This is a genomic window from Polynucleobacter paludilacus (assembly GCF_018687595.1).
GTDB lineage: Bacteria > Pseudomonadota > Gammaproteobacteria > Burkholderiales > Burkholderiaceae > Polynucleobacter > Polynucleobacter paludilacus.
The window spans coordinates 43,183-64,491 of sequence record NZ_CP061298.1; the positions used below are offsets into that span (position 1 = coordinate 43,183).

Below are 21,309 nucleotides of genomic sequence, written 5' to 3' on the forward strand. Positions count from 1 at the left end.
TACAACTTTTGCTAGCGCCTCCCAAAAAGAGTCGTTAGCCATGTTGGGTTTGACCTTTAGAGGTCAAACCCGATTTCATTTCTGATTGAAATCGGGTTTGCCTTCTGATACGACTGCAGAATGCAAGTTTGGTCGGACACTGAATCTGAGGATTTAGTGTTGTCCGCCAGTGGTTGGTAGTGGCCAACCGCCAAATCTTTGTACAGTCGCTGAATTCGGAGATGAAATGAACTATAGCTTCACCGAACGCAAGCGAGTCCGTAAAAGCTTTGCTAAGCGAGTAAATAATCACCAGGTTCCATACCTGATTGCAACCCAGCTGGAGTCCTACGCTAAATTTTTGCAGGCAGAAAAGCCTCCAACTTCGCGTATTACTGAAGGTCTACAAGCAGCATTTACTTCTGCTTTCCCAATTGTTTCTAACAATGGTTATGCGCGCATGGAATATGTGTCATATCAATTGTCACAGCCACCGTTTGACGTCAAAGAATGTCAGCAACGAGGCTACACCTATCACTCCGCCTTGCGCGCTAAAGTTCGCTTGATTATTTATGATCGCGAAGCGCCTACTAAGGTAAAAGAAGTTAAAGAGAGCGAAGTCTACATGGGCGAGATTCCCTTGATGACTGAGAATGGCTCCTTTGTTATCAACGGTACTGAGCGCGTCATCGTTTCTCAGTTGCACCGTTCCCCAGGCGTGTTCTTTGAGCACGATAAAGGCAAGACACATAGCTCGGGTAAGTTGCTGTTCTCAGCACGCATCATTCCTTATCGTGGTTCATGGCTCGATTTCGAGTTTGATCCAAAAGATATTTTGTATTTCCGTGTTGACCGCCGTCGTAAGATGCCTGTCACCATTTTGCTCAAAGCAATTGGCTTAAATAATGAGCAAATCCTCGCGAACTTCTTCAACTTTGATCATTTCACTTTAAGTGCAAATGGCGGCTCGATGGAATTTGTTCCTGAGCGCTTGCGTGGCCAGTTAGCCAACTTCGATGTGCTTGATAAGAATGGCGTTGTTGTCATTCAAAAAGATAAGCGTATCAACGCAAAACACATTCGTGAACTCGAAGCTGCTAAAACTAAAAACATCGTAGTGCCTGATGACTATTTAGTTGGTCGTGTCGTGGCACGCAACATTATTGATCCAGACTCTGGTGAAATTTTGGCTTACGCTAATGATGAAATTACCGAAGAGTTGTTGGCAAGCTTGCGGGATGCAGGTATCAAGCAATTAGAAACTATCTATACCAATGATTTAGATTCCGGCGCATATATTTCCCAGACCTTGCGTACTGACGAAACTGCCGATCAAACAGCTGCTCGTATCGCGATTTATCGCATGATGCGTCCTGGTGAGCCACCAACAGAAGATGCAGTTGAGGCCTTGTTCCAGCGCTTGTTCTATAACGAAGACAGTTATGACCTGTCTCGTGTTGGTCGTATGAAGGTCAATAGTCGCTTGAATCGTCCAGAGATGGAAGGTCCAATGGTTTTATCTAATGAAGATATCCTCGACACCATTAAGTCTCTTGTAGATTTGCGTAACGGCAAAGGCGAAGTGGACGATATCGATCACTTAGGTAATCGCCGTGTGCGTTGTGTTGGTGAGTTGGCTGAGAATCAATTCCGCGCTGGTTTATCCCGCGTTGAGCGTGCAGTAAAAGAACGTCTTGGTCAGGCCGAGACAGAAAACTTGATGCCGCATGATTTGATTAACAGCAAGCCAATCTCTTCGGCGATACGTGAGTTCTTTGGTTCTTCACAGTTGTCTCAGTTTATGGACCAAACCAACCCACTTTCAGAGATCACGCACAAGCGTCGTATTTCTGCATTGGGACCTGGTGGTTTGACACGCGAGCGCGCAGGTTTCGAAGTGCGCGATGTGCATCCAACTCACTACGGACGTGTTTGCCCAATCGAAACTCCAGAAGGACCAAACATTGGTCTGATCAACTCACTCGCGCTATTTGCCCGTTTGAATGAGCATGGTTTCTTGGAAACGCCATATCGCAAAGTTGCTAATAGCAAAGTCAGCGATGAAGTTGTTTATTTATCAGCAATTGAAGAGGCGAAGTATGTGATTGCTCAGGCAAACGCGACGATCGACAAGAATGGTAAGTTAGCCGATGAGTTGGTCTCTGCTCGTCAAGCTGGCGAAACGATGATGGTCAGCCCAGAGCGCATCGATTTTATCGACGTTGCTCCAAGCCAGATCGTTTCTGCTGCTGCTTCTCTCGTTCCCTTCCTCGAGCACGATGATGCGAACCGCGCTTTGATGGGTGCGAACATGCAGCGTCAAGCAGTTCCTTGCTTGCGACCAGATAAGCCATTAGTTGGTACTGGCCTCGAGCGCATCGTCGCAGTTGACTCAGGCACTGTTGTATTGGCAAATCGTGGCGGCATCGTTGACTACGTCGATGCAAACCGTGTGGTGATTCGTGTAAACGATGACGAAACTGCAGCCGGTGAAGTTGGCGTGGATATTTATAACCTCATCAAATACACCCGCTCAAATCAAAACACCAATATCAATCAGCGCCCAATCGTAAAAGTAGGCGATCGTGTTGAGCGCGGCGATGTGGTTGCTGACGGCGCCTCTACCGATTTAGGTGAGTTGGCTTTGGGTCAAAATATGACTGTGGCATTTATGCCATGGAATGGTTATAACTTCGAAGACTCCATCTTGATTTCTGAGAAGGTTGTTGCAGATGACCGTTACACCTCAATTCATATTGAAGAGCTGTCTGTTGTTGCTCGCGATACCAAATTAGGTTCCGAAGAAATTACTCGCGATATCTCTAATTTGGCCGAGTCACAACTCTCCCGTTTAGACGAGAGCGGTATTGTTTACATTGGTGCCGAAGTTGAAGCTGGCGACGTATTGGTTGGTAAAGTCACTCCAAAGGGTGAGACCACTCTCACCCCTGAAGAGAAGCTTCTCCGTGCGATCTTTGGTGAGAAAGCGTCTGATGTAAAAGATACTTCCTTACGCGTCCCGTCTGGAATGATTGGTACCGTGATTGATGTTCAAGTCTTCACCCGTGAAGGCATTGAGCGCGATGCACGAGCACAATCCATTATTCAGGAAGAGTTGCAGCGTTATCGCTTGGACTTAAATGATCAATTGCGAATTGTTGAAGGCGATGCCTTCATGCGTCTAGAGAAGCTTTTGGTTGGTAAAGTTGCTAACGGCGGCCCACAGAAGTTGGCTAAAGGTAGCAAGATCGAAAAAGCGTATTTGGCTGATTTAGATAAATATCATTGGTTTGATATTCGTCCGGCAGATGAAGAGCTTGCAAGCCAAGTTGAGGCAATTAAATCCTCCATCGAAGCTAAACGTAAGCAATTTGACGAAGCGTTTGAAGAGAAGCGCACCAAGTTAACTCAAGGTGATGATCTTCAGCCTGGCGTAACAAAAATGGTTAAGGTCTACTTAGCCGTTAAGCGTCGCCTACAGCCTGGCGATAAGATGGCCGGCCGTCACGGTAACAAAGGTGTGGTTTCAAAAATCGCCCCTGCCGAAGATATGCCATTTATGGCTGACGGACGACCTGTCGATATCGTTTTGAATCCTTTGGGCGTTCCTTCCCGTATGAACGTGGGCCAGATTTTGGAAACCCACTTAGGTTGGGCAGCCCAGGGTATTGGTAAGCGTATCGACGAGATGGTCCGTGAACAAGCTAAACAAGCTGAGTTACGTAAGTTCCTCAAGCAGCTTTACAACGAGACTGGCCGTCACGAAGATATTGATGGTTTCACCGATGAGCAAATTACTGCTTTGGCAGAGAACTTGCGCCAAGGCCTTCCATTTGCTACGCCAGTGTTTGACGGTGCTACCGAAGCAGAGATCGCCAGAATGTTGGAGTTGGCTTATCCGCAAGATGTCGCTGCTGCATTACAAATGACACCATCACGTCAGCAAATGATTCTGCGTGACGGTCGTACAGGCGATCAGTTTGAGCGTCCTGTAACGGTTGGTGTGATGCACGTCTTGAAGCTGCACCATTTGGTCGACGACAAGATGCATGCCCGTTCAACCGGACCATACTCTTTGGTTACACAGCAACCATTGGGCGGTAAAGCTCAGTTTGGTGGTCAGCGCTTTGGTGAGATGGAAGTTTGGGCTCTCGAGGCATACGGCGCTTCATACGTTCTGCAGGAAATGCTGACCGTGAAGTCCGATGACGTCACCGGCCGTACCAAAGTTTACGAAAACATCGTCAAGGGCGAGCACACAATTGATGCTGGCATGCCCGAATCCTTCAACGTATTGGTAAAAGAAATCCGTTCGTTGGGTATTGACATTGACATGGAGCGCAACTGATATGAAAGCATTGCTCGATTTATTTAAGCAAACCCAGGGCGAAGAGCAGTTTGATGTCATCAAAATTGGTCTCGCATCTCCAGAAAAAATCCGTTCTTGGTCTTTTGGTGAAGTTCGCAAACCAGAAACCATCAACTATCGGACTTTCAAGCCCGAGCGTGATGGCCTTTTCTGCGCCAAGATTTTTGGACCAACTAAAGACTATGAGTGCTTATGCGGTAAATACAAGCGCTTAAAGTTCCGTGGCGTTATCTGTGAGAAGTGTGGCGTAGAAGTTACCCTTGCAAAAGTACGTCGTGAGCGTATGGGCCACATTGAACTGGCAGCGCCTGTAGCGCATATCTGGTTCTTGAAGTCCTTGCCATCCCGTTTGGGTATGGTTTTGGATATGACCCTGCGGGATATTGAGCGCGTTCTTTACTTCGAAGCCTATGTAGTTGTTGATGCAGGCATGACTCCTGAAGGCGCGATGAAGCGCGGTCAGATTATGTCTGAAGATGAATACATTGCGAAAACGGAAGAGTACGGTGATGGTGCATTTACCGCCATCATGGGCGCTGAAGGTATCCGTGATCTCTTGCGCTCGATTGATATCGATCGTGAAGTAGAAACTATTCGTGCTGAATTGAAAGCAACTGGCAGCGACGCCAAGATCAAGAAATACGCTAAGCGCCTTAAAGTGCTCGAAGCATTCCAGACTTCAGGCATCAAGCCTGACTGGATGATCATGGAAGTATTGCCAGTATTGCCACCAGAATTGCGCCCATTGGTGCCATTGGATGGCGGTCGCTTTGCTACTTCTGATTTGAACGACCTCTATCGTCGCGTGATTAACCGTAACAACCGCTTGAAGCGTTTGTTAGAGTTGCGTGCACCAGAGATCATCGTTCGTAACGAAAAACGGATGTTGCAAGAAGCAGTTGACTCATTGCTTGATAACGGTCGTCGCGGTAAGGCTATGACTGGCGCTAATAAGCGTCCTCTCAAGTCCTTGGCTGAGATGATTAAAGGTAAGAGCGGTCGTTTCCGTCAAAACTTATTAGGTAAGCGCGTTGACTACTCTGGACGTTCAGTCATTGTGGTTGGCCCTACCTTGAAATTACACCAGTGCGGTTTGCCAAAATTAATGGCCTTGGAATTATTCAAGCCATTCATTTTCAACAAGCTTGAGACTTTAGGAATTGCAACCACGATTAAGGCTGCGAAGAAAGAAGTCGAGAGTCAGACGCCAATCGTTTGGGATATTCTCGAGGAAGTGATTCGTGAGCATCCAATCATGCTTAACCGTGCGCCTACATTGCACCGTCTTGGTATTCAGGCTTTCGAGCCAATGCTGATTGAAGGTAAGGCAATCCAATTGCACCCATTAGTCTGCGCGGCATTTAACGCTGACTTTGACGGTGACCAAATGGCGGTTCACGTGCCTTTGTCGCTCGAAGCACAAATGGAAGCACGCACATTGATGTTGGCTTCGAACAATGTCTTGTTCCCAGCGAACGGTGAGCCATCTATTGTTCCTTCACAGGACGTAGTTTTGGGTCTCTATTACGCTACTCGCGACAAGATCAACGGCAAGGGCGAAGGCATGGTTTTTGCCAACATTACTGAAGTAGTTCGCGCTTATGAAGCCGGTGAAGTTGAATTGGCTTCCCGTGTTGCTGTGCGTATTACCGAGTATGAGATCGTAGACAAGAAGGCAGAGGGCGATGCCCGTTTTGCTGAAAAGACTAAGATTTATCAAACCTCAGTTGGCCGCGCGATTTTGTCAGAGATATTGCCTAAGGGTATGTCTTTCGAAGAAATCAACAAGCCTTTGAAGAAAAAAGAAATCTCACGCTTGATCAACACCTCATTCCGTAAGTGCGGATTACGTGAAACGGTTATTTTTGCTGACCGTCTCTTGCAGTCTGGTTTCCGCTTGGCGACTAACGCCGGTATCTCGGTTGCGATCGACGATATGCTGATTCCAACTTCCAAAGAGCGCATCATCACCGAAGCTTCTACCAAGGTAAAAGAGTATGACAAGCAATTCATGTCAGGTCTCGTAACCAATCAAGAGCGTTATAACAATGTGGTTGATATTTGGGGTGCTGCTGGCGACCAAGTTGGCAAAGCGATGATGGACGAGTTATCACACGTTGATGTGCTCGACCGTAACGGCAAAACCGTGCGTCAAGAATCTTTTAACTCCATTTATATGATGGCTGATTCTGGTGCGCGTGGATCTGCAGCGCAGATTCGCCAGCTGGCTGGTATGCGTGGTTTGATGGCAAAGCCAGATGGCTCGATCATCGAGACCCCAATTACTGCGAACTTCCGTGAAGGTTTGAACGTATTGCAATACTTCATCTCAACCCATGGTGCTCGTAAAGGTCTGGCTGATACTGCGTTGAAGACCGCGAACTCGGGTTATTTGACACGCCGTTTGTGTGATGTAACTCAAGATCTGGTTGTGATCGAAGAAGATTGCGGAGCAACTTCTGGCGTAACAATGAAGGCCTTGGTAGAGGGTGGTGAAATTATCGAAGCATTGCGTGACCGTATCCTGGGCCGCGTATGTATCGGTGACATCGTTCACCCAGATACACAAGAGGTCATCGTACCTAACGACACATTGCTCGACGAAGATCATGTTGATCAGATCGTTGCATTGGGTATCGACGAAGTTAAAGTTCGCACAGTATTGTCTTGCTTAACTCGCTTTGGCTTGTGCGCTAAGTGCTACGGACGTGATCTAGGTCGCGGTGGATTGGTAAACGTGGGTGAAGCGGTCGGTGTTATCGCTGCTCAGTCTATCGGTGAGCCAGGCACACAGTTGACAATGCGTACCTTCCACATTGGTGGTGCAGCATCACGTGCTTTAGTGGCAAGCAATATCGAAGCTAAGTCTAACGGTGCTCTGAAATTCTCCGGAACGATGCGTGTTGTGAAGAACGCGAAGGGTGAGCAGATCGTGATTTCACGCTCTGGCGAAGCCTTGATCGTTGATGACAATGGTCGTGAGCGTGAGCGTCATAAAGTGCCCTATGGCGCAACTCTCTTGTTAAAAGAAGGTGCGGCAGTCAAGGCCGGCGCAAGCTTGGCGACATGGGATCCATTAACCCGTCCGATTATTTCTGAGTATGCTGGTATCGCTCGCTTTGACAACGTCGAAGAGGGCGTAACTGTTGCTAAGCAGGTTGACGAAGTAACCGGCCTCTCCACTTTGGTGGTCATTGATGGTAAGCGCCGTTCTGCAGCAAGCAAAGGCGTTCGCCCAATGATCAACTTAGTTGATGAAAAGGGTAGCGAAGTCATGATCGCCGGTACTGATCACCCAGTAAATATTGGCCTCCAAGTGGGCGCATTGATTACTGTTAAAGATGGTCAGAAGGTCGAAGTTGGTGAGGTATTGGCACGTATTCCAATCGAATCCCAAAAGACTCGCGACATTACCGGTGGTTTGCCACGCGTTGCAGAATTATTCGAAGCGCGTTCACCAAAAGATGCAGCAGTCTTGGCGAAAGTTACAGGAACGGTTTCCTTCGGCAAAGAAACCAAAGGTAAGCAACGTCTAGTCATTACTGATATGGACGGCGAAGCGAACGAATTCTTAATTCCTAAAGAGAAGCAAGTGCTTGTTCACGATGGTCAAGTTGTGAACAAGGGCGAGATGATTGTGGAAGGCCCTGCCGATCCTCATGACATCTTGACTCTCAAAGGTATTGAGGAGTTAGCAATCTACATTGTTGACGAAGTGCAGGACGTTTATCGTCTCCAAGGCGTGAAGATTAATGACAAACACATTGAAGTGATCGTGCGTCAAATGTTGCGTCGTGTTCAGGTAACTGATCCAGGCGATACATCCTTCATTCCTGGGGAGCAGGTAGAGCGCTCCAAGCTATACGATGCAAACGATGCAGTGATTGCTCAAGGTAAGCGCCCAGCATTATTCGATAACGTGTTGCTTGGTATTACTAAGGCATCCTTGTCGACTGACAGCTTCATTTCAGCGGCTTCTTTCCAAGAAACCACCCGTGTATTGACCGAAGCCGCGATTATGGGTAAGACCGATACACTCCGTGGCCTGAAAGAGAACGTCATTATTGGCCGCTTGATCCCCGCTGGTACCGGTTTGTCTTATCGCCGCGCCCGCAAGGTCAGAGAGCAGTTTGAGCGCGACCGTGCTCAGATGATTGCTGCTGAAGAGCAAGCAATGGCTGATATGCCTGTAGAAATAGAGGCAGAAGTTGTTGCTCCCGCTGGGGAGGCCGATCCTAGTTAATTTGGTTTTTTAGCCATTAAATGGCCAGTTCTTTCCTATTTGGTTGACGGGAGAGGCTGGCCAAGCTAGAATGCTGAGTTCTACTGATTCAGAAGAGGGTCTTTTTGACCTAGAAATTATCTAAGTCATTGATTTTCTTAAAGAAAGCAACAAAGAAGTACTAACCGAGCTATTTTATGCCAACAATTAATCAATTAATACGCAAGCCAAGATCAAGGCTAATCGTTAAAAGTAAGAGCCCTGCACTGGAAAACAGTCCGCAGCGCCGTGGTGTATGCACACGCGTATACACAACAACTCCTAAAAAGCCAAACTCTGCGTTACGTAAAGTAGCCAAAGTTCGCTTGACCAATGGTTTTGAAGTCATTTCATACATTGGTGGTGAAGGCCATAACCTCCAGGAACACTCAGTAGTGTTAATCCGCGGTGGCCGTGTGAAGGACTTACCAGGTGTGCGTTATCACATCGTTCGTGGATCTTTGGACTTGCAAGGCGTTAAAGACCGCAAGCAATCTCGCTCCAAGTACGGTGCTAAGCGCGCCAAGAAAGCGGCTTAATAAGCCGTTTCAGAATTTGTAGTTTGAAGTAAGTCATTTTTTGTCGGACTTTAAAGACAAGTAAGTGGTTGCTCCGTTTAGAGCTGAAGTTTTCTAAATAGTAGGGCAACTGGAGCGGGCAATTAATTTTGGTTGCCCCCAACTGAACTGAAGGAGTTGTTATGCCACGTCGTCGTGAAGTTCCCAAACGGGAAATCTTGCCTGATCCAAAATTCGGCAATGTAGAAGTCGCTAAATTCATGAACGTCCTGATGTTGGACGGCAAGAAATCGGTTGCAGAGCGTATCGTTTACGGTGCCTTTGATCATATCGAGAAAAAAGCAAACAAAGAACCACTCGAGATTTTTTCAACAGCCATGGGTAATGTAAAGCCAATGGTTGAGGTGAAGAGCCGTCGCGTTGGCGGTGCTAATTATCAAGTTCCTGTTGAAGTTCGCCCATCACGCCGTTCCGCTTTGGCAATGCGCTGGGTGCGCGAAGCCGCTAAAAAGCGTGGTGAAAAATCTATGGCGCAACGTTTGGCTAATGAATTATTAGAAGCTGCTGAAGGTCGTGGCGGCGCAATGAAGAAGCGTGAAGAAGTTCACCGTATGGCAGAAGCTAATAAAGCTTTCTCACATTTCCGCTTCTAACCCATTAGTAAAGAAAAGGCATAAACAGTGGCACGCAAAACCCCCATCGACAGATATCGCAATATTGGTATTTCAGCGCACATTGACGCAGGTAAAACCACAACTACAGAACGTGTTTTGTTCTATACCGGTGTTAATCACAAAATTGGTGAAGTGCATGATGGCGCTGCTACCATGGACTGGATGGAGCAAGAGCAAGAGCGTGGTATCACCATTACTTCTGCTGCTACCACCACATTCTGGAAGGGTATGGCCGGCAATATGCCTGAGCATCGTATCAACATTATCGATACCCCAGGGCACGTAGACTTCACGATTGAAGTAGAGCGTTCCATGCGTGTCCTCGATGGCGCATGTATGGTGTATTGCGCGGTGGGTGGTGTGCAGCCTCAATCTGAAACTGTGTGGCGTCAAGCAAACAAGTATCAAGTGCCACGTTTAGCTTTCGTAAACAAGATGGATCGTACTGGTGCGAATTTCTTCAAGGTCTACGACCAAATGAAGGCTCGTCTTAAAGCAAATCCAATCTTGATCCAAATTCCTATCGGTGCAGAAGAAAACTTCAAGGGCGTGATTGACTTGGTGAAAATGAAAGCTGTCTATTGGGACGAAGCTTCACAAGGCACCAAGTTCACATACGAAGATATCCCTGCAGAATTGCAAGCTTCCGCTGAAGAGTGGCGTGAGAAGATGCTTGAAGCAGCTGCCGAAAGCTCCGAAGAGTTGATGGAAAAATATCTCGGCGGCGAAGGTCTGACCGAAGAAGAAATTAAAGGCGCATTGCGCCAGCGTACTATTGCTAATGAAATCGTTCCAATGTTGTGTGGAACTGCATTTAAGAACAAAGGCGTTCAGGCAATGTTGGATGCAGTAGTTGAATTGCTGCCATCCCCATTAGATGTTCCACCAGTTCCATGTGAATTGGAAGATGGCACACCTGCAACTCGCGAAGCATCTGATAGCGCAAAGTTTTCTGCATTGGCATTTAAGATCATGACCGACCCATTCGTTGGTCAGCTCATCTTCTTCCGTGTTTATTCAGGTGTAATGAAGTCAGGCGACACAATCTATAACCCAATCAAGGGTAAAAAAGAGCGCGTTGGTCGTTTGTTGCAGATGCATGCAAACCAACGTGAAGAAATCAAAGAAGTGTATGCCGGCGATATTGCTGCAGCAGTTGGTCTAAAAGACGCAACTACAGGTGAAACATTGTGCGATCCAGATAGTATTGTGATCTTGGAGCGCATGGTATTCCCTGAGCCAGTAATCTCACAAGCAGTTGAGCCAAAGACGAAGGCTGACCAAGAAAAAATGGGTCTTGCTTTGAATCGCTTGGCGCAAGAAGATCCTTCTTTCCGCGTGAAGACAGATGAAGAATCAGGCCAAACGATTATTTCTGGAATGGGCGAGCTCCACTTAGAAATTTTGGTTGACCGCATGAAGCGTGAATTCGGTGTTGAAGCAACTGTTGGTAAGCCACAAGTTGCCTATCGCGAAACCATCCGTAAGGTTTGCGAAGAGATCGAAGGTAAATTTGTTAAGCAGTCCGGTGGACGTGGTCAGTATGGTCACGTGGTATTAAAGCTTGAGCCACAAGCACCAGGTAAGGGTTTTGAATTCGTTGATGCTATTAAGGGCGGTGTAGTTCCACGTGAATACATTCCAGCAGTAGAAAAAGGCATCATTGAGACATTGAACTCCGGTATCTTGGCTGGCTATCCAGTAGTTGATATCAAAGCAACATTGTTCTTTGGTTCATACCATGATGTTGACTCCAACGAAAACGCATTTAAGATGGCCGGCTCAATGGCGTTCAAGGATGGCATGCGTAAAGCATCCCCAGTCTTGCTCGAGCCAATGATGGCTGTTGAAGTAGAAACACCTGAAGATTTCATGGGCAACGTAATGGGTGACCTCTCATCACGTCGCGGTATTTTGCAAGGTATGGATGACATTCCAGGCGGCGGTAAGATTGTTCGCGCTGAAGTGCCATTGGCAGAGATGTTTGGCTACTCAACTGGCTTGCGCTCGTTGACCCAAGGTCGCGCTACTTACACCATGGAATTTAAGCACTATTCCGAAGCACCTAAGAACGTTGCTGAAGCAGTCATGGCTGCTAAAGCGAAGTAATTTATCTACATTAATTTTGAATATTGACTAGCTAAGAAGGCAGACAAAAATGGCAAAAGAAAAATTTGAGCGGACAAAACCGCACGTAAACGTAGGCACTATTGGTCACGTTGACCACGGTAAAACTACTTTGACAGCAGCAATTGCAACCGTGCTTTCTAAGCAATTCGGTGGCGAAGCAAAAGCATACGATCAGATCGATGCTGCTCCTGAAGAAAAGGCCCGTGGTATTACGATTAATACTGCGCACGTTGAGTATGAGACTGCAAATCGTCACTACGCTCACGTTGATTGCCCAGGACATGCTGACTACGTTAAGAACATGATTACTGGCGCTGCCCAAATGGACGGCGCAATTTTGGTTTGCTCTGCAGCTGACGGCCCAATGCCACAAACCCGTGAGCACATCCTCTTGGCACGCCAAGTTGGCGTTCCTTACATCGTCGTGTTTTTGAACAAGTGCGACATGGTTGATGATGCTGAGTTGTTAGAGCTCGTCGAGATGGAAGTGCGTGAACTGTTATCTAAGTACAACTTCCCTGGCGATGACACACCGATCATCCATGGTTCTGCTAAGTTAGCCCTTGAAGGCGACGAAGGTCCATTGGGTAAAGAAGCCATCATGAAATTGGCTGAAGCTTTAGATACTTATATTCCTACTCCAGAGCGCGCAGTTGACGGTGCGTTCTTGATGCCAGTAGAAGATGTGTTCTCCATCTCTGGTCGCGGCACTGTGGTGACTGGTCGTATTGAGCGCGGTATTGTTAAGGTTGGTGAAGAGATTGAAATCATTGGTATTAAGCCAACTCTGAAAACCACCTGTACTGGTGTAGAGATGTTCCGTAAATTGCTCGACCAAGGTCAAGCAGGCGATAACGTCGGTATTTTGCTCCGCGGTACAAAGCGTGAAGAAGTTGAGCGTGGCCAAGTATTAGCTAAGCCAGGTTCAATCACCCCACATACTCACTTTACAGCCGAGGTTTATATCTTGGGTAAAGATGAAGGTGGTCGTCATACTCCGTTCTTTAACAACTATCGTCCCCAGTTTTACTTCCGTACAACGGACGTAACTGGCTCAATCGAGTTGCCAAAAGACAAAGAGATGGTCATGCCTGGCGATAACGTCACCATTACCGTCAAACTCATCGCGCCAATTGCGATGGAAGAAGGTTTACGTTTTGCGATCCGTGAAGGTGGCCGTACTGTTGGCGCCGGAGTGGTTGCAAAGATTTTGGCTTAAGTAGTCAGTTTTAAATTAGGTTTAGCGTTTTGCTAACCGGTGACATCTGTGCTGCAGATGTCACCTGCTCTTTAGATTGATAACGCGGCAGCACCGCACTGTTCTTTGGAATTAATATGCAAAACCAAAAAATTCGTATTCGTCTCAAAGCATTTGACTATCGTTTAATTGATCAGTCAGCGGCTGAAATTGTCGATACAGCCAAGCGTACAGGCGCTGTTGTTAAGGGTCCAGTACCTTTGCCTACTCGTATCGAGCGTTTTGACATCTTGCGTTCCCCGCACGTGAACAAGACTTCACGTGATCAGTTGGAGATTCGTACCCATTTGCGTTTAATGGATATCGTTGATCCAACCGAAAAAACGGTAGATGCATTGATGAAATTAGACCTCCCAGCTGGTGTGGATGTCGAAATTAAGCTGCAATAAAAGTTATTTTGGCTTTTAAGCTTGTCAAGGTTAGTTTTTCGGGATAGAATCTAAGGCTTCGCTAAATTATTTGGCGATTTTATTGGTTTTATCAGCATGAAATTGTTGTAAGTTACTGATTTAGAAGTATTTTTACTTGTAAATCACCTAAATTAAATTTTGCCGACCAATCGAAGTCGGCGTGGAGCATGAATATGAGCTTAGGCTTAATCGGCCGCAAGGTCGGCATGACCCGTCTATTTACGGACGAAGGGGATTCCATCCCTGTAACCGTAATCGACGTGAGCGATAACAGAATCGCTCAAATCAAAACCCAGGCAACTGATGGCTATGATGCTATCCAGTTGGCTCATGGCACACGTAGAGCTACTCGCGTTACTAAAGCAATGGCAGGACATTTTGCAAAAGCAGGTGTCATGGCTGGTAACGGGCTCAACGAATTTCAATTGGATGCGGCAAAAATTGCAGAAATGACCCCAGGACAAGTTATTCCTGCGGAAGCTGCATTTTCTGCTGGACAAAAAGTTGACGTGCAGGGCGTATCGATCGGTAAAGGTTACGCTGGTACGATCAAGCGCTATCACTTTGCTTCTGGTCGTGCTTCCCACGGTAACTCACGTTCACATAACGTTCCAGGATCCATTGGTATGGCGCAAGATCCAGGTCGTGTATTCCCAGGTAAGCGCATGACTGGTCATCTCGGTGATGTCACCCGTACCGTACAAAATTTAGTTATCGCACGCATTGATGCAGAACGTAATCTCATCATGGTTAAAGGCGCTATTCCAGGCGCTCCAGGCGGTAAGGTCATTGTTACTCCAGCGGTGAAAACACCGTTGAAGAAGAAATAAGGAGAGCGAATATGGAACTCAAGCTACTCCAAGATAACGGAACTTTAGGTGCAGGCATCCAAGCTTCACCAGAGGTATTCGAGCGCGAATATAACGAAGCATTGGTACACCAAGTTGTTGTGGCTTACCAAGCAAATGCTCGTAGTGGTAACCGCGCACAAAAAGACCGTGAGCAAGTTAAGCACACTACCAAAAAACCTTGGCGTCAAAAAGGCACTGGTCGTGCGCGTGCTGGTATGAGCTCTTCCCCGCTGTGGCGTGGAGGTGGTCGTATATTCCCAAATTCTCCAGAAGAGAATTTCAGCCAAAAAGTAAACAAGAAAATGTATCGCGCTGGTATGAGATCGATTTTGTCTCAGTTAGCCCGCGAAGGTCGTTTGAACGTGGTTGATCAATTTAGCCTTGATGCACCTAAGACCAAAGAGTTGGCTGACAAAGTCAAAGCAATGGGTTTGGACTCTGTGTTAATCATCGTTGATCAAGTTAGCGAGAATTTGTACTTGGCATCACGCAACTTGCATAAGGTTGCGATTGTCGAGCCACAGCACGCTGATCCATTAGCTTTAGTTCAGTACAAAAAAGTATTGGTGAGTAAAGCTGCGATCGCAAAAATTGAGGAGTTGCTGAAATGAGCCAAGTCCGTAAAAACGATCACAATTTAATGAAGGTGCTGCTTGGCCCCGTTATCTCTGAAAAAGCCACTATGGTTGCAGAGAAAAACGAGCAAGTAGTTTTCCAAGTAGCTCGCGACGCAAATAAGAGCGATGTGAAGCAAGCAGTTGAATTGCTCTTCAAAGTGCAAGTTGACTCTGTTCAAATCGTGAATCAAAAAGGCAAGCCAAAGCGCTATGGCCGTTTTGAAGGTCGTCGCGACCATACTAAGAAGGCCTATGTGAATTTAAAACCAGGTCAAGAAATTAACTTTGAAGCGGAGGCGAACTAATCATGCCTTTGATGAAAACAAAACCGACCTCACCAGGTCGTCGCTCAATGGTCAAGGTGGTCAACCCTGATCTGCATAAAGGTAAACCTTTTGCAGCATTGGTAGAGCCACAGTTCCAAAAAGCAGGCCGTAACAATAATGGCCACATTACTACCCGCCATAAGGGTGGTGGTCATAAGCACCACTACCGTATGGTTGATTTCAAGCGCAATGACAAGGATGGGATTCCAGCTAAAGTTGAGCGTTTGGAATACGATCCAAACCGCAGTGCAAACATTGCTCTGATCGTGTTTGCTGATGGTGAGCGTCGCTACATTCTGGCCGCTAAGGGAATGACTGTTGGTCAACAGATCCAAAATGGTTCTGAAGCGCCAATCAAGTCAGGAAACAATTTACCAATTCGTAATATTCCTGTTGGTAGCACCATTCACTGTGTAGAAATGTTGCCAGGTAAAGGCGCGCAGATTGCTCGCTCTGCTGGTGGTTCTGCAGTTCTATTGGCTCGCGAAGGTGTTTACGCTCAGGTGCGCTTGCGCTCCGGTGAAGTCCGTCGTGTGTTGATTGAGTGCCGTGCCACTATCGGCGAAGTTGGCAATGAAGAGCACAGCTTGCGTCAAATTGGTAAAGCGGGTGCAAATCGCTGGCGTGGTATTCGTCCAACCGTTCGCGGTGTGGCAATGAACCCAGTAGATCACCCACATGGTGGTGGTGAAGGTAAAACTGGCGAAGGCCGTGTACCTGTCTCTCCATGGGGCACACCAACCAAAGGTTATCGCACACGTCGCAATAAGCGCACAACTTCGATGATCGTTCAACGTCGTCAAAAACGTTAAGCGATAAGGATAAATAGATATGACACGTTCAGCTAAAAAAGGCCCATTCTGCGACGCCAGCTTAGTAAAAAAAGTTGAAGTTGCACAGGCTAACAAAGACAAGAAGCCGATCAAGACTTGGTCGCGCCGTTCAACAATTCTGCCAGACTTTATTGGTCTGACAATTGCTGTGCATAACGGTCGCCAACACGTTCCGGTTTATGTATCAGAAAACATGGTGGGTCATAAGTTAGGCGAATTTGCCTTGACCCGTACTTTCAAAGGTCACGCTGCTGACAAGAAAGTTGTGAAGAAGTAAGGGGATGATGATGGAAGTTAAAGCAATTCACCGCGGTGCCCGCATTTCTGCGCAAAAGACACGATTGGTCGCCGACCAGATTCGTGGTTTGCCAATTGCGCGCGCTATGAACATTTTGAATTTCAGCCCCAAAAAAGCTGCTTTCATTGTGAAAAAAGTAGTTGAGTCTGCACTCGCTAACGCTGAGCACAACAAAGGCGCTGATATTGATGAACTCAAAGTGTCAGCAGTCATTGTTGACAAGGGAACATCCTTGAAGCGTTTTACTGCTCGCGCTAAGGGCCGTGGCAATCAAATTGAAAAACAAACATGTCACATTAGCGTGACCCTGAGTAAGTAAGGAAAGATATGGGCCAAAAGATAAACCCCACCGGATTCCGCCTCTCGGTAACGAAGAATTGGACATCACGTTGGTACGCAAACAATACTGATTTTGCAAAGATGCTGAAAGAGGACGTAGATGTCCGTAGCTATTTGAAGAAGAAGTTGAAAAATGCATCAGTAAGCAAAGTAGTGATTGAGCGCCCTGCAAAGAACGCACGCATCACAATCTATAGCTCACGTCCTGGTGTTGTGATTGGTAAGAAAGGTGAAGATATTGAAGTTCTTCGCCGTGAGTTACAAAAGCGTATGGGCGTTCCAGTCCACGTTAATATCGAAGAAATTCGTAAGCCTGAAGTAGATGCGCAGTTAATTGCCGATTCCATTACTCAGCAACTTGAGAAACGCATCATGTTCCGTCGCGCAATGAAGCGTGCCATGCAAAGTGCAATGCGCTTGGGTGCTCAAGGTATCAAGATCATGTCCTCCGGACGTCTGAATGGTGCTGAGATTGCTCGCCGCGAATGGTACCGTGAAGGTCGCGTTCCACTTCATACATTGAAGGCTGATATTGATTACGCAACTTCAGAAGCAGAAACCACATACGGCATCATCGGTGTAAAAGTGTGGGTTTACAAAGGCGATACATTAGGTCGTGGTGCAGACGTTCAAGTTGCCGCACCTACAGCCGAGCCTGCAGCTGAAGAAAAGAAAACCCGTCGTGCACCAAGCAAAACTGCAGCTCGTAAGCCTGCTGGTGAAGACAAGCCATTAGTTGCTGCTAAGCCAGCGGTCAAGCGCGTTCGTAAAGCGGTTGAACCTGCTGCTGATGCACAGAAGTCAGGAGAGTAAGCATGCTGCAACCAAAGCGTCGCAAGTATCGTAAAGAACAAAAAGGTCGTAACACCGGCGTGGCAACACGCGGTAGCTCAGTTGCATTTGGTGACTTTGGCTTAAAGGCCGTTGGTCGTGGTCGTTTGACTGCTCGCCAAATTGAATCCGCACGTCGCGCTATGACCCGTCACATTAAACGTGGTGGTCGTATCTGGATTCGCATTTTCCCAGATAAGCCAATTTCACAAAAACCTGCCGAAGTTCGTATGGGTAACGGTAAGGGCAATCCAGAGTACTACGTTGCAGAAATTCAACCAGGCAAGATTCTCTATGAGATGGATGGTGTAGATGAAACCTTGGCGCGCGAAGCATTCAAGCTTGCTGCAGCTAAATTACCTTTACAAACCACATTCGTGATTCGTCACCTTGGTTGAGCGGGATAGATATTATGAAAAATAAAGAATTAGCTACTAAAGATCTGAATTCCTTGAATGCAGAATTGACTGAGCTTTTGAAGACCAACTTCAAGCTCCGTATGCAAAAAGGCACTCAGCAACTCACCAATACCAGTCAATTGGGTAAAACTAAACGCGATATCGCTCGCGTAAAGACTTTTATTACCCAAAAAACTGCTCAGAAATAAGGAAAAAGGGATATGACAGAATTATCTAAACCCTTGCGCCGCACCCTTGTGGGCCGTGTCGTTAGCGACAAAATGCAAAAAACCGTGACCGTTCTTGTTGAGCGCCAGGTCAAGCATCCCATCATTGGTAAATATGTTGGCCAATCCAAGAAATACCATGCTCATGACGAGGCTGGCACATACAAAATGGGTGATACCGTTGAAATTAGCGAATCTAAGCCAATTTCACGTACCAAATCTTGGGTAGTAACCCGTTTGGTAGAGTCCTCAAAGGGTATTTAAGAGAAATTATTAGGGATTTTGGCGAAATTCATTGCCAAAACCCTAATTTACGTAGTATGATAGAAGGCTTTTCGCGGTAATGCGTTAAGAAAAGCAGTGTTTTTCATTAATTCCGGGTCTTAGCTTTCGCTAGAACCCATAACGGAACCAAGACTGTTTGCCCTTTGGCTAATAAGTTGGGGATTAGAAATGATACAAACTGAAAGTAGATTGCAGGTTGCCGATAACACAGGCGCCAGTGAAGTTTTGTGCATCAAGGTATTGGGCGGCTCTAAGCGTCGTTACGCCAGTATCGGTGATGTCATCAAAGTCAGCGTGAAATCCGCTGCTCCACGTGGCCGTGTAAAAAAAGGTGACATTTATAACGCCGTAGTGGTGAGAACCGCTAAGGGTGTTCGTCGTCCAGATGGTTCATTGATTAAGTTTGATGAAAATGCTGCGGTATTGCTCAACGCTAAGTTAGAGCCGATTGGTACACGTATCTTTGGACCTGTTACGCGCGAACTGCGTACAGAGAAGTTCATGAAGATCGTTTCTCTCGCGCCCGAAGTTATTTAAGAGGCTGATATGAAAAAGATTCGTAAAGGTGATTCCGTAGTTGTTTTGACTGGCCGCGATAAAGGCAAGCAAGGAACAGTTACCGATGTACTCGAGAACAAATTGGTTGTCGAGGGCGTCAATATTTATAAAAAAGCGGTTAAGCCTAATCCTGCTGCGGGTGTTACCGGCGGAATGATTGATAAGACTATGCCCATTCATATTTCGAATGTGGCATTGGTAGACGGTAATGGCAAAGCATCACGCGTTGGCATCAAATTAGTTGATGGCAAGAAACAGCGTTTCCTGAAAACTACTGGCGTAAGCTTGAGCGCATAAGGGATACGGAGAAATTATGAGCACACGTTTTCAAGAGCATTATCAAAAGCAAGTTGTTGCTGATTTGATGACCAAGTTTGGTTACAAGTCGATCATGGAAGTTCCACGCATCACCAAGGTAACCCTCAATATGGGCTTGGGTGAAGCTGTGAACGACAAAAAAGTTATCGAGAATGCAGTTGGTGATTTAACTAAAGTTGCAGGCCAAAAGCCAGTGGTAACTAAGGCTAAAAAAGCGATTGCTGGTTTCAAAATTCGTCAAGGCTACCCAATTGGTGCGATGGTGACATTGCGCGGTCAGCGTATGTACGAGTTTTTAGATCGCTTCGTTACTGTTGCATTGCCACGAGTTCGTGACTTCCGCGGAATCTCAGGCAAGGCGTTTGATGGTCGTGGTAACTACAACATCGGCGTTAAAGAGCAAATTATTTTCCCTGAAATTGAGTACGACAAAATTGACGCACTCCGTGGTCTCAATATCAGTATTACGACAACCGCTAAATCAGACGAAGAAGCAAAAGCTTTGTTGGCGGCGTTCAAATTCCCTTTCCGCAATTAAGAGGCTAACGTGGCAAAACTATCCCTAATTGAGCGCGAAAACAAGCGCGCCAAAACTGTAGAGAAGTACGCTGCAAAGCGTGCTGAGCTCAAAGCAATCATTGCTGATCAGTCAAGAAGTGATGAAGAGCGCTATGAAGCTCGCTTGAAGTTGCAAGCTCTTCCACGCAATGCTAGCCCGATTCGTCAAAGAAATCGTTGTTCATTAACCGGTCGTCCACGTGGCACATTCCGTAAGTTTGGTTTGGCCCGTAGCAAGATTCGTGAAATCGCCTTCCGTGGCGAGATCCCTGGTTTAACCAAGGCCAGCTGGTAAGCGGCGAAAGAATTTAGGAGAACTCATGAGTATTAGCGATCCAATCGCCGACATGTTGACCCGGATCCGCAATGCGCAAGCAGTGCAGAAGCCCGTTGTCTTGATGCCGTCGTCAAAAGTTAAAGTAGCCATTGCAAAGGTTTTGCAGGATGAAGGCTATATCGATAGTTTTGAAATCAAAGGTGAGGCAGCTAAGCCAGTACTTCACATTGACCTCAAATACTACGCAGGCCGTCCTGTTATTGAGCGCATTGACCGTGTTTCTACACCAAGTCTTCGCATCTACAAGGGCCGTCACGACATTCCTGAAGTAATGAATGGTTTGGGCATTGCAATTATTTCAACCCCTCAAGGCGTAATGACTGACCGCAAAGCACGTGCAACTGGCGTGGGCGGCGAAGTTATTTGCTACGTAGCTTAAGGAGCGAAATATGTCCCGCGTAGGTAAATCACCAATTACAGTTCCTAAGGGCGCTGAAATCAGCATCAATGGCGCAAACATTACTGTTAAAGGCCCATTAGGCACTTTGACACATAACTTGCATCCTTCAGTTGGTTTGAAACAAGAAGACGGCGTATTGACAGTGGTTTTAAATAACGACACACCAGAAGCTGGTGCACAGTCAGGTACAGCCCGTGCTTTGGTTAACAATATGGTTGTTGGCGTTACTTCTGGCTTTGAGCGCAAGCTCAGCTTAGTAGGCGTTGGTTACCGTGCTGCTGCTCAAGGTGAAACATTGAAGTTGCAGTTGGGTTTCTCACACGACATTATTTACAACCTGCCAAAAGGTGTAAAGGCCGAGACCCCATCCCAAACCGAAATCATTATTAAAGGTGCCAGCAAGCAACAAGTTGGCCAGGTCGCAGCTGAAGTTCGCGCATATCGTTCGCCAGAGCCTTACAAAGGTAAGGGTGTTCGTTACGTTGATGAAGTTGTGCATCTCAAAGAAACCAAGAAGAAGTAAGCGAGATTAGA

At 46.7% G+C, this 21,309-nt stretch carries 23 protein-coding genes; all 23 read left to right on the forward strand.

The window, feature by feature from the left end; all coding sequences use genetic code 11:
• The first annotated feature begins 226 nt into the window (after positions 1–226).
• The 23 genes from rpoB to rplF all read left to right on the forward strand — a co-directional run bounded on the left by rpoB (position 227) and on the right by rplF (position 21,298).
• Entirely contained in the window at positions 227–4,327 is a 4,101-nt protein-coding gene (gene rpoB, locus AOC06_RS00265; protein WP_215380334.1) for a DNA-directed RNA polymerase subunit beta, read from the forward strand.
• Between the two features lies 1 nt (position 4,328).
• Complete coding sequence (rpoC, locus tag AOC06_RS00270; RefSeq protein WP_215336681.1) at positions 4,329–8,591, forward strand: DNA-directed RNA polymerase subunit beta'; 4,263 nt, start codon at positions 4,329–4,331, stop codon at positions 8,589–8,591.
• 176 nt (positions 8,592–8,767) lie between these two features.
• On the forward strand, positions 8,768–9,148 hold the full coding sequence (rpsL, locus tag AOC06_RS00275; protein ID WP_011901896.1) for a 30S ribosomal protein S12: 381 nt from the start codon (positions 8,768–8,770) through the stop codon (positions 9,146–9,148).
• Between the two features lie 161 nt (positions 9,149–9,309).
• Entirely contained in the window at positions 9,310–9,780 is a 471-nt protein-coding gene (rpsG, locus tag AOC06_RS00280) for a 30S ribosomal protein S7 (RefSeq protein ID WP_011901897.1), read from the forward strand.
• Positions 9,781–9,807: 27 nt separating this feature from the next.
• A complete protein-coding gene (gene fusA, locus AOC06_RS00285; RefSeq protein ID WP_215380337.1) occupies positions 9,808–11,910 on the forward strand; it encodes an elongation factor G in 2,103 nt (700 codons plus the stop codon).
• Positions 11,911–11,959: 49 nt separating this feature from the next.
• The gene (gene tuf / locus AOC06_RS00290; protein WP_215336684.1) at positions 11,960–13,150 is read left to right on the forward strand and encodes an elongation factor Tu; all 1,191 of its coding nucleotides are present in this window, start codon (positions 11,960–11,962) and stop codon (positions 13,148–13,150) included.
• A 116-nt stretch (positions 13,151–13,266) separates the two neighbouring features.
• Positions 13,267–13,578, forward strand: a complete 312-nt coding sequence (gene rpsJ, locus AOC06_RS00295; RefSeq protein ID WP_011901899.1) for a 30S ribosomal protein S10 — start codon at positions 13,267–13,269, stop codon at positions 13,576–13,578.
• 194 nt (positions 13,579–13,772) lie between these two features.
• Positions 13,773–14,429 carry a 50S ribosomal protein L3 gene (rplC, locus tag AOC06_RS00300; protein ID WP_215381633.1) on the forward strand — a complete coding sequence of 219 codons (657 nt, stop codon included), beginning with the start codon at positions 13,773–13,775 and terminating at the stop codon, positions 14,427–14,429.
• Between the two features lie 11 nt (positions 14,430–14,440).
• Positions 14,441–15,061, forward strand: coding sequence for a 50S ribosomal protein L4 (gene rplD, locus AOC06_RS00305; RefSeq protein ID WP_215336686.1), 621 nt, complete (start codon positions 14,441–14,443; stop codon positions 15,059–15,061).
• On the forward strand, positions 15,058–15,372 hold the full coding sequence (rplW, locus tag AOC06_RS00310; protein WP_068947693.1) for a 50S ribosomal protein L23: 315 nt from the start codon (positions 15,058–15,060) through the stop codon (positions 15,370–15,372). The genes rplD and rplW overlap by 4 nt, the downstream gene beginning before the upstream one ends.
• 2 nt (positions 15,373–15,374) lie before the next feature.
• On the forward strand, positions 15,375–16,205 hold the full coding sequence (rplB, locus tag AOC06_RS00315; protein WP_112202594.1) for a 50S ribosomal protein L2: 831 nt from the start codon (positions 15,375–15,377) through the stop codon (positions 16,203–16,205).
• A 19-nt stretch (positions 16,206–16,224) separates the two neighbouring features.
• Positions 16,225–16,503 (forward strand): 30S ribosomal protein S19, encoded by a 279-nt coding sequence (gene rpsS, locus AOC06_RS00320; protein WP_087908800.1) that lies wholly within the window; start codon positions 16,225–16,227, stop codon positions 16,501–16,503.
• A gap of 7 nt (positions 16,504–16,510) precedes the next feature.
• Positions 16,511–16,843 (forward strand): 50S ribosomal protein L22, encoded by a 333-nt coding sequence (gene rplV / locus AOC06_RS00325; RefSeq protein ID WP_425325354.1) that lies wholly within the window; start codon positions 16,511–16,513, stop codon positions 16,841–16,843.
• Between the two features lie 8 nt (positions 16,844–16,851).
• A complete protein-coding gene (rpsC, locus tag AOC06_RS00330) occupies positions 16,852–17,676 on the forward strand; it encodes a 30S ribosomal protein S3 (protein ID WP_215380339.1) in 825 nt (274 codons plus the stop codon).
• A 2-nt stretch (positions 17,677–17,678) separates the two neighbouring features.
• Positions 17,679–18,092 carry a 50S ribosomal protein L16 gene (gene rplP / locus AOC06_RS00335; protein ID WP_100379479.1) on the forward strand — a complete coding sequence of 138 codons (414 nt, stop codon included), beginning with the start codon at positions 17,679–17,681 and terminating at the stop codon, positions 18,090–18,092.
• 14 nt (positions 18,093–18,106) lie between these two features.
• A complete protein-coding gene (gene rpmC / locus AOC06_RS00340; RefSeq protein WP_215336690.1) occupies positions 18,107–18,301 on the forward strand; it encodes a 50S ribosomal protein L29 in 195 nt (64 codons plus the stop codon).
• 12 nt (positions 18,302–18,313) lie between these two features.
• A complete protein-coding gene (gene rpsQ, locus AOC06_RS00345; protein ID WP_215336692.1) occupies positions 18,314–18,583 on the forward strand; it encodes a 30S ribosomal protein S17 in 270 nt (89 codons plus the stop codon).
• Between the two features lie 189 nt (positions 18,584–18,772).
• Positions 18,773–19,141, forward strand: a complete 369-nt coding sequence (gene rplN / locus AOC06_RS00350) for a 50S ribosomal protein L14 (RefSeq protein WP_112202603.1) — start codon at positions 18,773–18,775, stop codon at positions 19,139–19,141.
• Positions 19,142–19,150: 9 nt separating this feature from the next.
• Positions 19,151–19,459, forward strand: a complete 309-nt coding sequence (rplX, locus tag AOC06_RS00355; RefSeq protein ID WP_215380341.1) for a 50S ribosomal protein L24 — start codon at positions 19,151–19,153, stop codon at positions 19,457–19,459.
• Positions 19,460–19,475: 16 nt separating this feature from the next.
• Positions 19,476–20,018 carry a 50S ribosomal protein L5 gene (gene rplE, locus AOC06_RS00360; protein ID WP_112202607.1) on the forward strand — a complete coding sequence of 181 codons (543 nt, stop codon included), beginning with the start codon at positions 19,476–19,478 and terminating at the stop codon, positions 20,016–20,018.
• A 9-nt stretch (positions 20,019–20,027) separates the two neighbouring features.
• Positions 20,028–20,333, forward strand: coding sequence for a 30S ribosomal protein S14 (gene rpsN / locus AOC06_RS00365; protein WP_071464445.1), 306 nt, complete (start codon positions 20,028–20,030; stop codon positions 20,331–20,333).
• 25 nt (positions 20,334–20,358) lie between these two features.
• A complete protein-coding gene (rpsH, locus tag AOC06_RS00370; protein WP_215336694.1) occupies positions 20,359–20,754 on the forward strand; it encodes a 30S ribosomal protein S8 in 396 nt (131 codons plus the stop codon).
• A 10-nt stretch (positions 20,755–20,764) separates the two neighbouring features.
• On the forward strand, positions 20,765–21,298 hold the full coding sequence (rplF, locus tag AOC06_RS00375; RefSeq protein WP_215336696.1) for a 50S ribosomal protein L6: 534 nt from the start codon (positions 20,765–20,767) through the stop codon (positions 21,296–21,298).
• Positions 21,299–21,309: the final 11 nt, after the last annotated feature.

Bases quoted from the DNA above. Each gene is read 5' to 3' on its own strand.
- rpoB (WP_215380334.1), top strand. From the start codon at position 227: ATGAACTATAGCTTCACCGAACGCAAGCGAGTCCGTAAAAGCTTTGCT.
- rpsH (WP_215336694.1), top strand. From the start codon at position 20,359: ATGAGTATTAGCGATCCAATCGCCGACATGTTGACCCGGATCCGCAAT.
- rpsG (WP_011901897.1), top strand. From the start codon at position 9,310: ATGCCACGTCGTCGTGAAGTTCCCAAACGGGAAATCTTGCCTGATCCA.
- rplW (WP_068947693.1), top strand. From the start codon at position 15,058: ATGAGCCAAGTCCGTAAAAACGATCACAATTTAATGAAGGTGCTGCTT.
- rplE (WP_112202607.1), top strand. From the start codon at position 19,476: ATGAGCACACGTTTTCAAGAGCATTATCAAAAGCAAGTTGTTGCTGAT.
- rpsJ (WP_011901899.1), top strand. From the start codon at position 13,267: ATGCAAAACCAAAAAATTCGTATTCGTCTCAAAGCATTTGACTATCGT.
- rpoC (WP_215336681.1), top strand. From the start codon at position 4,329: ATGAAAGCATTGCTCGATTTATTTAAGCAAACCCAGGGCGAAGAGCAG.
- rpmC (WP_215336690.1), top strand. From the start codon at position 18,107: ATGAAAAATAAAGAATTAGCTACTAAAGATCTGAATTCCTTGAATGCA.
- rplD (WP_215336686.1), top strand. From the start codon at position 14,441: ATGGAACTCAAGCTACTCCAAGATAACGGAACTTTAGGTGCAGGCATC.
- rplV (WP_425325354.1), top strand. From the start codon at position 16,511: ATGATGGAAGTTAAAGCAATTCACCGCGGTGCCCGCATTTCTGCGCAA.
- rplP (WP_100379479.1), top strand. From the start codon at position 17,679: ATGCTGCAACCAAAGCGTCGCAAGTATCGTAAAGAACAAAAAGGTCGT.
- rplC (WP_215381633.1), top strand. From the start codon at position 13,773: ATGAGCTTAGGCTTAATCGGCCGCAAGGTCGGCATGACCCGTCTATTT.
- tuf (WP_215336684.1), top strand. From the start codon at position 11,960: ATGGCAAAAGAAAAATTTGAGCGGACAAAACCGCACGTAAACGTAGGC.
- rpsQ (WP_215336692.1), top strand. From the start codon at position 18,314: ATGACAGAATTATCTAAACCCTTGCGCCGCACCCTTGTGGGCCGTGTC.
- rpsC (WP_215380339.1), top strand. From the start codon at position 16,852: ATGGGCCAAAAGATAAACCCCACCGGATTCCGCCTCTCGGTAACGAAG.
- rplF (WP_215336696.1), top strand. From the start codon at position 20,765: ATGTCCCGCGTAGGTAAATCACCAATTACAGTTCCTAAGGGCGCTGAA.
- rplN (WP_112202603.1), top strand. From the start codon at position 18,773: ATGATACAAACTGAAAGTAGATTGCAGGTTGCCGATAACACAGGCGCC.
- rpsS (WP_087908800.1), top strand. From the start codon at position 16,225: ATGACACGTTCAGCTAAAAAAGGCCCATTCTGCGACGCCAGCTTAGTA.
- rpsL (WP_011901896.1), top strand. From the start codon at position 8,768: ATGCCAACAATTAATCAATTAATACGCAAGCCAAGATCAAGGCTAATC.
- rplB (WP_112202594.1), top strand. From the start codon at position 15,375: ATGCCTTTGATGAAAACAAAACCGACCTCACCAGGTCGTCGCTCAATG.
- rplX (WP_215380341.1), top strand. From the start codon at position 19,151: ATGAAAAAGATTCGTAAAGGTGATTCCGTAGTTGTTTTGACTGGCCGC.